A 462-nucleotide genomic window follows, 5' to 3' on the forward strand; every position below is an offset into this window, starting at 1 on the left:
GTGGACGCACCGGCCACGCCTTTTTGCACGCCCAAAGCCATAATCGCCAGCGTAAACACCCAAACGGCAATCAGCGGACCGGCCACTTTGAAGAAAAAATCCAAGCCCAAGTCTTTGGCATCGGCCATTTGCAGGAAGTCTTTGAAGAAGAATGCCTGCGGATCCGTACCCAATGCCGAAGTAAACGAATAATAGGCATAGCTTGCAGCCCAGCCGACAATCACGGCGTAGTAGATACAGATGATGACGTTGGTCAGGAAGTTCCACCAACCCACCGGCTCACACCAACGGCCGAGGCGGCGGAAGGCCAAAGGAGGCGAACCGCGGTAACGGTGGCCGATGGCATAGTCGAGCAGCAACAGCGGCATACCTGCCGTCAACAGCGAAAACAAATAGGGGAGGACGAACGCACCGCCGACGTTGTCGCAGACGATGTAGGGGAAACACCAAATGTTGCCTAAG

1 pseudogene is annotated in these 462 nt (G+C 55.6%); it reads right to left on the reverse strand.

Annotation, left to right across the window (positions count from 1 at the left end):
• Positions 1–462 (reverse strand): annotated as a pseudogene (locus ACTHUF_RS11185) (sodium-dependent transporter); the annotation flags it as partial.

Source organism: Neisseria sp. P0024.S006 (genome assembly GCF_051956595.1).
Classification (GTDB): domain Bacteria; phylum Pseudomonadota; class Gammaproteobacteria; order Burkholderiales; family Neisseriaceae; genus Neisseria.